At 37.8% G+C, this 11,919-nt stretch carries 6 protein-coding genes; all 6 read left to right on the top strand.

Annotated elements, in window-relative coordinates:
* Positions 1-1,109: gliding motility-associated C-terminal domain-containing protein (locus ACU1LP_RS14890; RefSeq protein ID WP_445736675.1), on the top strand; the 1,109-nt coding region annotated here is incomplete at its 5' end.
* Between the two features lie 13 nt (positions 1,110-1,122).
* Positions 1,123-2,058, top strand: coding sequence for a PorP/SprF family type IX secretion system membrane protein (locus tag ACU1LP_RS14885; protein ID WP_445736674.1), 936 nt, complete (start codon positions 1,123-1,125; stop codon positions 2,056-2,058).
* Positions 2,059-2,070: 12 nt separating this feature from the next.
* A complete protein-coding gene (locus tag ACU1LP_RS14880) occupies positions 2,071-3,990 on the top strand; it encodes an OmpA family protein (protein WP_445736673.1) in 1,920 nt (639 codons plus the stop codon).
* Between the two features lie 501 nt (positions 3,991-4,491).
* Complete coding sequence (locus ACU1LP_RS14875) at positions 4,492-4,983, top strand: hypothetical protein (RefSeq protein WP_445736672.1); 492 nt, start codon at positions 4,492-4,494, stop codon at positions 4,981-4,983.
* Between the two features lie 36 nt (positions 4,984-5,019).
* A complete protein-coding gene (locus tag ACU1LP_RS14870; RefSeq protein WP_445736671.1) occupies positions 5,020-10,941 on the top strand; it encodes an HYR-like domain-containing protein in 5,922 nt (1,973 codons plus the stop codon).
* A gap of 10 nt (positions 10,942-10,951) precedes the next feature.
* Complete coding sequence (locus tag ACU1LP_RS14865) at positions 10,952-11,872, top strand: PorP/SprF family type IX secretion system membrane protein (protein WP_445736670.1); 921 nt, start codon at positions 10,952-10,954, stop codon at positions 11,870-11,872.
* Positions 11,873-11,919 lie beyond the last annotated feature (47 nt).

Raw genomic sequence — 11,919 nt, 5'->3', positions numbered from 1 at the left:
CTTGGACAGCGACCGATGCCTCTGGCAACACGGCAACCTGTGAGCAAACGGTAACGGTAACGGACAACATGCCGCCCGTGTTTGCAGAGACTCTTCCAGTAAATGGAACATTTGAGTGTAATGATATACCCAATGTGGCAATATTAACGGCAACAGACAATTGCGGAACGGTAGAAGTGACCTTTAATGAAGTCAGAAAAGAGAGTTCTTGCATTTACAATTATTCTTTAGAGCGTACTTGGACGGCAACTAACAGAAGTGGTATTACCACAATACATACACAAATTATAACCGTGCAGGACACCAAAGCACCAGTGCTTGCAACGGCCTTACAAACTTCATTGAGTGTAAACTGTGATAATATTCCAGTAACTCCATCACTACAGTTTACAGATAATTGTTCTGCCACTGTGGATGTAAAATTCAGTGAAACCAATTCTTATAATGAAACAACAAAAACCGATTATGAAATAGTTAGAACTTGGACGGTAAAAGATGCATGCGATAACGAAGCGGTGTTTACCCAAACCATTGCGGTTACTTTAAAAAATACCGTTACCCAAGTAAGCGATAGAGCATGTACTGATGATGGCACCATTGATCTGAACGACTATCTAACAACCAATCCATCCAATGGTACTTGGATTATTACGGAAGGTACGGCTGTATTGGACGATACTATATTCAATCCTGAAAAAGTAGCTTTAGGTAATTACAAGTTCAGTTATACGTCATCTGCAAATGGTTGCTTAAATACCACGGAAGTAACTATTGAAATCCATAATGAATGTATAGTATTGCCTTGTGATGATGGAAAAGGTATGGTTATTTCAAAAGTAATAACCCCTAACGGCGATACCCATAATGAATTCTTTACTATAAAAGGAATAGAGTTCTGTAATTTTATTGTAGAACTACAGATCTTTAACCGATGGGGAGCAAAAATATATGAAAACTTCAATTATAAAAATGATTGGAACGGATTTGCCTCCAGTGCTTCGGTTGGAAAAGCCGATAAAGTTCCAAACGGGACCTATTTTTACATCATCAATTTAAAAAATAGTGGATTGAAGCCCTTCTCTAAAGCATTCTACGTTGGAACTAAATAAAACTTAACCTATTATGAAGTTATTAAAGTTTAACATCGTCATCATTATAGTGTTCAATTTTGGGACAACCATTGCTCAGCAATTGCCCCAATTTACACAATATATGTACAATACCATCTCTATAAATCCTGCGTATGCTGGAAGTAGGGAAACATTAAGTGCCGTTGGTTTACATAGAAGCCAGTGGGTAGGGCTTGATGGTGGTCCAACTACCCAAACGCTTTCCATTCATTCACCGCTAAGAAATGACAGGGTCGGTGTGGGAGTATCGGTTATAAATGACCAACTTGGATATGAAAATTTTTTATATTTGTATGGTGATTTTTCATACACCTTACCATTGGGAGAAAAAACAAAACTTGCATTTGGTATCAAAGGAGGTATGACACATTACAATTTAGACCAAGAAATTTTTGATGACACAGACGTCTCATCCGATCCTTTTTTTGACGACATTTCCAACAGATGGAGTCCAAATGTGGGTTTAGGGGCCTATTTACATACCAATAAATGGTATCTAGGGCTTTCGGCACCAAGAATATTGAACAATGATTATAACAAAGGTAAAAGCGGCGTGCTTGATTTTGTGGCTCTGGAGCGTGTAAGTTACTATTTAACCGGTGGTTATGTATTCGATTTAAGCACATCCACAAAATTTAAACCAGCCGTGTTATTAAAGGCAACCAATGGTGCGCCCCTATCTTTTGATGTTACTGCCAATTTTCTATTTAATGAAGTGTTTTGGATTGGTGGGTCGTATAGATTCGATGAAGCCACCGCAGCCATTGGGGCCATTGCAGATTTCCAGGTATCAAAACAATTTCGGATCGGTTATGCCTACGAATATCCAATATCGGAGTTAAGGGCCTACACCAGTGGCACACATGAAATACTCCTTATGTATGAGATATTTAAGAGTAAACGTATTAAATCGCCTCGATACTTCTAAAAACCCATTACTATGAAAACAAATTTTTTAATACTGATATTGGCATTTTCTACGAGCATTCTTGTCGCTCAAAAAAAATTGGCTGATAAGTTTTTTGATAACTATGGGTATGTAAAGGCTAGCGAACTATACGCAGAAGCCGTAAAAAAAGGCGACAGTAGCGAACATGTTCTAACCAGATTAGGCGACAGTTATTATAATAATTCCGATTCGAAAAACGCGGTAATATGGTATTCAAAAGCGGTTAATAAATATGATAAGATAGCACCCGAATATCTTTTCAAATACATTCAAACATTAAAAAGCGTGGGCAATTATGCCGAAGCCAGCACCTGGATGAAAAAGTTGGTGGCCATTCAAAGTAAGAATGTCAGTACAAGAGAATATGATGCTGATCTTGTAGAAAAATACAACGATTTATTGTCCATAGACAACACATCCATTATTGAAGTTGTTAATTTACCGTTTAACACACCACAATCGGATTTTGGTTCGTACATACATAACAATCAACTCTTTTTTGCTTCTGCCACAGGCTCCAATGGCTCTAAAGTGTATGCTTGGAACAAAGAACCGTTTTTAGATTTATATCAAATTTCCGTAGAGGAAAACGATAGCGGACTTACATTCGGCAATCCTGGCTATATTAAATCTTCTAAAATCAATTCAGATTATCATGAAGCTTCTGTTGCCATTACAAACGATGGAAAAACCATTTATTTCACCAGGGATAATATGAAACGAAACAGCAAATTGGATTATGATAAAAAAGGCACTACGCATTTAAAAATCTACAAAGCCACTTTAGTTGATGGCAGTTGGGAAAACATCAAAGAATTACCTTTTAATGACGAAGTATTTTCAACTGGGCATCCAGCCTTGAGTCCTGATAACAAAAAATTATATTTCGTTTCGGATATGGACGGTGGTTTTGGGCAAACAGATATTTATGAAGTGGATATTCTTGAAAACGATAAATTCAGTAAACCTAAAAACTTAGGGGATAAAATAAATACCCAAGGACGTGAAATGTTCCCGTTTATTGGTAAAGACAGTATTTTTTATTTTTCCTCTGATGGTCATTTGAATTTGGGATTATTGGATATTTTTAAATCCAACATCTTAAAAGACCCAACGGCAGAAGCTGAAAATTTGGGAGCTCCGTATAATAGCGGTTACGACGATTTTGCATTTTTTATAGATCCATCCAACAAAAGCAAACGCGGTTATTTTTCTTCCAATAGGCCTGAAGGCAAAGGAAATGATGACATTTATACATTTTACCCACGCGAATGTGCCCAAATAATTAGAGGTACCGCAAGGGATAAAGTTACCAATGACTTATTAAACGGTGTTTCAGTCAAGCTTCTTGATAAAAACGGAAAACTGATCAAGGAAGTTTTTACGGATGAAAATGGCGCCTATGAATTCAGCACCAATTGTAATCACCAAGTAACCGTTTTGGGAAGCAAACCTAACTATTTGGATGATAGCAAAGATTTGGCATTAAACGATACAGATGGCACCATTTCTACGGTAGATTTAATGCTCGACCCACTTATAAAAGGGAACCAAATAGCCGTAAACCCTATTTACTTTGATTTTGACAAGTCGAATATACGAACGGATGCCGAATACGAATTGGAAAAAGTCATTGATGTTTTAAGGATCCATCCAAATATGTCAATAAAAATTGAGTCCCATACCGATAGCAGGGGCAGTGAAAAATACAACATGAAATTATCCGAACAAAGAGCCAAATCTTCCAGAGATTACATTGTTTCACGAGGAATAGATTCCAATAGAATTGAAAGCGCAACCGGTTACGGTGAAACCAAATTGATAAACGGGTGCGATGACTCAAAAAAATGTACGGAAGAAGAACATCAATTAAATAGAAGGACCCAGTTCATCATTTTAAATATGCCCTAATACATTTTACTGTATTTTATAAACCTATTCGCCATAAACCATTGATTAATAATCACTTGAATGGGTTTTTTTATTACATAATCAATTGTTGATTACTTATTTTTACTGTCTTAGAGATGCCATGTTTGAGATTAAAAACATACATACCTTGTGAAAAATGCTAAGTAAATAATAAAGGGTCGTTTAAGTGAAGGATATGCCCGATTAAATGCTCTAAACATCCGTTTAATCGAATTTATAAGTGGTTTGACATTTAATTTTGACCACCCATAATCATATACGTTATTTTGATATACCTATAAATTGAAAAAATGACCCCAAATCTAAATTTCACGAATAAATTCCACATTGATTTTCAATGTATTTCCCTCGCTGTTTTTCCCCTCAAAAACATCATTATTAGTTTTATTTATAATTTTAAGATTTGCATAAAATACCAATAAAGCACCTTTTTGTGTTCTAAATAGTATTTAAAAATTAAAGAAACAAACATATTAGGCCATGAAAAATAAATCGACTGTATCATTTTACACTTTTTTATTTACTATTTTAATGCCATTGATTTCTTTCAACACAGCCATAGCCCAAGAGCATGGTATTTTTGAATTAGGTAGTAATCAAAACGATAGAAGCGACTTTTATGACTTAGCTTTTAATCTCCACTCCACGTATTACATAACCAACAATGCTATTAAAAAGAATATTCAGAACGAATCATCTCTTTTAAAATTAACTTTTTACGACACGAACTCTTTTAGTTTATTAAATCAAAACAACCCAGATTATGAAACTGTCGAGTTGATATCCGTTAACTTGAAAACAATAAACGATTTAAACAATAAATTGGATTTGAGAACCAATGCTTCAAGTTTTAAAAATTTAAAATACATTTTTATAAAGAGTTATTTTAAAAGTACGGAACAACAGATTAATGATTTTGTAATCCATGATTCTGATATTAGAATTTTTTATAGAGTAGAAAACCCATCGTAAGCACCAAAGCATAAGATCCATTTAAAAGATTAAGAAATGAAAAAACTATACTTTAAAAAAACTTTCGCCATTCCAACATCATCTAAATGGTTGTTTTTTGCTGTTTTGCTTATAAGTGCCATTTATACTGGTTATAGTCAGGTAATTGTTCCGTTTACTCCAAGAACATCCATCAATACACCTACGCAAACTAATTATTCCATTAAAGGGGATTTTACAATGATTGGCAATACCAATCTTCAATTATCGGGGTTTACATATCCTACTAATGCCGCTAATAACAATGACATGGAATATGTTGATATTGATGGCGATGTAAATACATGGAACTCATCATCAGCAACATTGGGATTTTCAACAGAAAATGGTGCCATACCCGCTTGTTCAAAAGTAATTTATGCAGGGTTATATTGGACTGGCAGGGAATCAGTTAATGCTGATGATAATGCAGATGGAGATAATAATCCAAACACTTTTTCTATAACTAAGTCAAGTGTAACAAAAAACTTTGATAAACGTAAAGTTTCAATTAAAGGGCCTGCCTCAGGAGTCTATACTGAAATTACTGCTAATACAAATAACATATATTACCCTTCTGGAAGCGAATTAAATATGTATTCAGCTTATGCAGAAATCACTGATTATGTACAAACTAATGGCATTGGAGAATATTTTGTTGCCGATATCGCTTTAAGAGAAGGAAATGTTGATGCCACTGGTTTTTATGGTGGTTGGGGCATGGTAATTGTTTATGAAAACTCCAAAATGAAATATAGGGATATAACCGTATTTGATGGTCATGCCTTTGTAACAAATGCTACAGTTGTAAATTATACATTTGATGTAACAGGATTTAATGCTGTACAAAATGGAGATGTTAATCTTAAACTAGGCCTTATGGCTGGTGAAGGAGATATTGGATTTAGTGGAGATTATTTTCAAATGTTAAGACAAGATACCGGAGTTTATGAATCTTTAAGCCACAGCAATAACATACCAACCAACTTTTTTAATTCTTCTATTCTCACTGGCGGGAATGCAAAAAATCCTGACTATATAAATAATACTGGTTTGGATATTGTGATGTTTGATGTTGATAATGGCAATACTAATGCTGATCCTCTTGATGATAACAAGTTTATAACTAACAATCAAACCTCAACATCATTTCGATACGGTTCAGAAGTAGACACCTATATTATTTTTAACGTAACCTTTTCAGTAGATGCCTATATTCCTGAACCTGTTGGGGTTTTAACAACAGCTTCTGGTGGTGGCACCCCTTTAAAACCAGGTGAATCTGATAATTTTAAATTGGAAATAAGAAACCAAGGGACCGAAGATATTAATAATATGATCGTTACTATTCCGCTTCCTGAATATTTAAACGCTGGTAGTACTTTGAATATTAATACCTTTTTAGATCCTTCTGTTACTGCAGGAGCTCCTATAATAAACCCACCTAATGCTACATACCCATTTGGATTTGTTACTTGGGATTTGGGAACACTTCCACTGCCAAGTAATCCAAATACCTTACTGGCAAGCATTAGTTTTACCTTAACAGTTACTACTAGCTGCTCCATATTAAATGCTGGCCCCGTTCAAAAGGATATTAAATTGTCTGGTTTTTTTAGTGGCAAGGGGGCAGTTTCCGGACAAGAATTTACCGACATCCCATTTATTTCCGGGTATGAAAACGCCGCTCCATGTATTGGCGAACCTATTACAGATCCTATTACCGTTGGCATAGATTATATAGATTATGTTGATGCTCCCCCAACGGCGAGTAATCCTAACCCTATAACTGTTCAATGTCCTGCCAACATTCCTGTTCCTGATGTTGAAGTGGTAATAGATGAAGCCGATAATTCAGGAACACCTGTTGTTACTTTTATTTCTGATGTTTCTGACGGCAATAGTAATCCTGAAACAATAATCAGAACCTACCGTGTGACCGATGACTGTAATAACTTTATTGACGTAACACAAACTATTACCGTTACTAATTCAGGGAACCCAGTGGTTCCTACCTTGGCAGACGTTATAGGAGAATGTTCTGCTACGGCACCTGTTCCAACGACTACAGGAGCTTGTGGAGGCACCATTACAGGGACTACTACAGATCCATTAACATACAACGCACAAGGCACTTATACAATAAATTGGACTTTTGATGATGGGAACGGGAACAGTATTATTGTCCCACAGACCGTGATTGTGGACGATGTTACGGATCCTGTTGCTCCTACACTAACAACTCTAACTGGCGAATGCTCCGTTACAGTAACAGCACCACCAATCACAACCGATAATTGTGCTGGTACCATTACAGGCACTACCACCAATCCATTAACATACAACGCACAAGGCACTTATACCATCAACTGGACTTTTGATGATGGGAACGGGAACAGTATTATTGTCCCACAGACCGTGATTGTGGACGATGTTACGGATCCTGTTGCTCCTACACTAACAACTCTAACTGGCGAATGCTCCGTTACAGTAACAGCACCAACCACAACCGATAATTGTGCTGGTACCATTACAGGCACTACCACCAATCCATTAACATACAACGCACAAGGCACTTATACCATCAACTGGACGTTTGATGATGGGAACGGAAACAGTATTATTGTCCCACAGACCGTGATTGTGGACGATGTTACGAATCCTGTTGCTCCTACACTAACAACTCTAACTGGAGAATGCTCCGTTACGGCAATAGCACCAAGCACAACCGATGATTGTGCTGGAACCATTACAGGCACTACCACCAATCCATTAACATACAACGCACAAGGCACTTATACAATAAATTGGACTTTTGATGACGGTAACGGGAACAGTATCATTGTCCCACAGACCGTGATTGTGGACGATGTTACGAATCCTGTTGCTCCTACACTAACAACTCTAACTGGCGAATGCTCCGTTACAGTAACAGCACCAAGCACAACCGATGATTGTGCTGGAACCATTACAGGCACTACCACCAATCCATTAACATACAACGCACAAGGCACTTATACAATAAATTGGACTTTTGATGACGGTAACGGGAACAGTATCATTGTCCCACAGACCGTGATTGTGGACGATGTTACGGATCCTGTTGCTCCTACACTAACAACTCTAACTGGAGAATGCTCCGTTACGGCAATAGCACCAAGCACAACGGATGATTGTGCTGGTACGATTACAGGAACTACCACCAATCCATTAACATACAACGCACAAGGCACTTATACCATCAACTGGACGTTTGATGATGGGAACGGGAACAGTATTATTGTCCCACAGACCGTGATTGTGAAGGATGTAACAGCTCCTGTAATAGACAATACCAACATTATTCCTAATATAGAAATTGAATGTGGTGTTGGTGATACGCAAACAATATTAACAACTTGGTTGGAAAGCAATGCCGGTGCAACTGCAACAGACAACTGTAGCGCTGCAACATGGACCAATGATTATGGTTCTGATAACTCTGTAAAATGTGATGACGGTGCTATCACTGTTACCTTTACTGCTACGGATGCCGTTGGAAATAAAAGTGGAATAACAGCAACTTATCTTATCAAAGATTCAGACGCTCCCATCATTACAAAGCAAGCTGAAGATTTAACGGTTGAATGTGATGGTGCTGGAAACATTGGGGATTTAAACACCTGGTTAACCTCTAATGGTGGCGCCACTGCTACTGATTCATGTAGTAACGTCACTTGGTCAAATAATTTCACTGTTTTGAGTGATGATTGTGGCTTAACAGGTTCGGCAACCGTAATTTTTACAGCTAGTGATGCTTGTGGAAACACCGCTTCATCCACTGCGACGTTTACTATTGTTGATACCACACCGCCTTCTGCTCCCAGTGCACCAGAAAATATTACTTACCAATGTATTGCAGATGTTCCTGCAGCAGGATATTTGACCGCTATCGATATTTGTGGTGGCGCGATAACTTCAACTGGAACTGATGTAACCAATGATTCTGACCTGTGTAATATCACAATAATAAGAACATGGACCTTTACAGATGAATGCAATAATATAAGTACCGTATCTCAAACTATTACGGTTAAAGATTCTACCGCACCCGTGCTTATATTACCAGCTAATGTAAGTGCACAATGTAGTGATGATCTAACACCGATAGCATTTGGTTTTGCTACAGCAACCGATAATTGCGATCCATCTCCCATCATTGCCTTTTCAGATAAAAGAACGGATGGTGATTGCCCTAGCACATATACCATCACGCGTACTTGGACTGCTACCGACTCTTGTGGCAATGTTACAACTGCATACCAAATTATTTCAACGTCTGATACCACTGCTCCTGATTTTGTTGAAACCGTGCTTCCGCAGGACATCACCGTGGAATGTAACGCCATTCCTGAAGCACAAACCTTGACAGCTACAGATAATTGTGGAACGGCGACAGTGACCGTTGCAGATGTGAGGGAAAATGGAAAGTGCCCTAATAATTATATAATATATCGTACATGGACTGCTACCGATTTATGCGGTTTAACCAGAACATATATACAAACCATAACCGTTCAAGACACCACCCCTCCAGTTTTTGTTCAACCACTTCCTCCTACCAATTTAGTGGTGGAATGTGATACAGTTCCAATTCCTGTAACGCTAACAGCTACGGATATTTGTGGCACGGCTACGGTTTCAGTAAGCGATGTGAGAACCAATGGTAGTTGTAAAAACAATTATACGTTGGCTCGTACATGGACAGCAAAAGATGCCTGTGGTAACGAAACAAAATACACGCAAATAATCGTAGTCCGTGATACTAAAGCACCTGTATTTGTAGAAGCACTACCTAGAGATACCACAGTGGAATGCGATGCGGTTCCAAATGCTGTAACATTAACTGCAACCGATAATTGTGGATCTGCGAAAGTTACCGTCATGGATGTGAGAACAAATGGAGATTGCCCTAATAATTATATAATTGCAAGAACGTGGACAGCGACCGATGAGTGTGGCTTAATATCTACCCATACACAACTTATAACGGTTCAGGATACCAAGGCACCTGTTCCAGATGCTACATTTGAGGCCGTTTTAAATGTAAGCTGTACTGATATTCCAGAAGCACCGGCCTTAAAATTCACAGACAACTGTTCAGCTAACATTAGTGCAGTGTTTAATGAAACGAGCACTTTTAAAGATAACGTTTATGAAGACTATGTTATAGAAAGAGCGTGGACGGTAAGGGATGAATGCAATAATGAAGCTGTGTATAAACAAACATTAAATGTATCGCTGGATGAAATAGTGAACCAAATAGTGGCGCCTGACAGATGTTACGATGACGGCATCATCAATATGAATGCCTTGTTACCTGATACACTAAACACCAACGGCACCTGGGAGTTATTGGAAGGTAATCCTGTTGCCACACTTACAGGAAACATTTTCAACCCTACACTGCTGGAGCTTAGTGCAGATTTCCTTCCGAAAGATGGAGGAATCGATTATAAGTTCAAATACACCACAACCAATGAGGGGTGTATCAGTATAACCGAGGTTACCATGAACATCAATGCGGATTGTGTGGTATTGCCTTGTGGTGAAAACGATATTGTAATTTCAAGAGCCGTAACGCCTAATGGCGATTTAATCAACGATAGTTTTTATATTTCTGGAATTGAATTGTGTGGCTTTGTGGCAGAAGTTAAAATATTCAATAGATGGGGTGCTTTAATATTCGAATCCAAAAAATATCCACAAGTTAAAAAAACGGATTTAAGCGCATCGGCACCAGCCGGTAGTTGGAATGGAACTAGCAGCAAATCATCTATTGGTGGCGCTGGAAAAGTACCAAATGGAACCTATTACTACATCATCAATTTTAAAAATGAAAATGGAGGCAGTACGGGTTTACCACCTTTTACAGGGCCCGTTTACTTAGGAACCAATTAAAACTTAACCTATGAAATTTATAAAACATCATATAATAGCACTGGCATTGGCAACCTGTACGGTTGGAGTTGCGCAACAATTACCGCAATTTACGCAGTACATGTACAATACAATCTCCATCAATCCTGCCTATGCAGGTAGTAGGGAAGCTTTAAGTATCGTGGGGTTGCACAGAAGCCAGTGGGTAGGTTTTAAAGGTGGCCCCATTACACAAACGCTTTCTATACACACACCACTTAGAAATGATAGAGTTGGTTTAGGACTGTCTTTCATTCAAGATGATTTAGGCCCTGAAAATTTTACTTACCTCTATGGCGATTTCTCTTATGCCATTCCAACAGGTACCGACGGAAAACTGGCATTTGGTATAAAAGGAGGTTTTACCCAATATAGCTTGGATGCCGATTTTAGGGAATATGAAAGTCTGGATCCCTCTATATATGGTATAGAAGACCGATGGACACCAAATATTGGATTGGGCGTTTATTGGAGCACCAATAAAATATATTTTGGGCTATCAACCCCAAGGGTTTTGAACACCGATAAAAACAAAGAGCAAGGTTTTAAAGCTTTGGACAGGCTAAGTTACTATTTTACAGGTGGTTATGTTTTAGATATTAACAAGGATTTCAAGTTTAAGCCGGCTTTTTTAGTGAAAGCTACCAACGGTGCACCTGTTTCTTACGATCTTACTGCCAACTTTTTATTCAACGAAAAGCTTTGGTTAGGTGGTTCATATCGAATAAACCAAAAAACGGCTGCCATTGGTGGTATTGCAGATTTTCAAGTGTCCAGACAATTACGGATTGGTTATGCTTATGAAAAATCGATCTCTGAAATTGCAAGATATAGCACCGGAACGCACGAAATATTGCTCATGTATGAGTTTAAATTCTTAAGTTCCAAATTAAAATCACCTAGATATTTCTAGAATTGTTTAATGAAAAAGAAAGTCTGTTATTTAATTTTAAAATGGCA

The sequence above is a fragment of the Mariniflexile sp. genome, assembly GCF_052728615.1.
Note: the sequence above shows the minus strand (reverse complement) of the source record. Positions and strands in the feature narration are given on the sequence as shown.

Excerpts from the sequence above, each read along its gene's own strand:
- ACU1LP_RS14885 (WP_445736674.1), top strand. The coding sequence starts at position 1,123 with ATGAAGTTATTAAAGTTTAACATCGTCATCATTATAGTGTTCAATTTT.
- ACU1LP_RS14880 (WP_445736673.1), top strand. The coding sequence starts at position 2,071 with ATGAAAACAAATTTTTTAATACTGATATTGGCATTTTCTACGAGCATT.
- ACU1LP_RS14875 (WP_445736672.1), top strand. The coding sequence starts at position 4,492 with ATGAAAAATAAATCGACTGTATCATTTTACACTTTTTTATTTACTATT.
- ACU1LP_RS14870 (WP_445736671.1), top strand. The coding sequence starts at position 5,020 with ATGAAAAAACTATACTTTAAAAAAACTTTCGCCATTCCAACATCATCT.
- ACU1LP_RS14865 (WP_445736670.1), top strand. The coding sequence starts at position 10,952 with ATGAAATTTATAAAACATCATATAATAGCACTGGCATTGGCAACCTGT.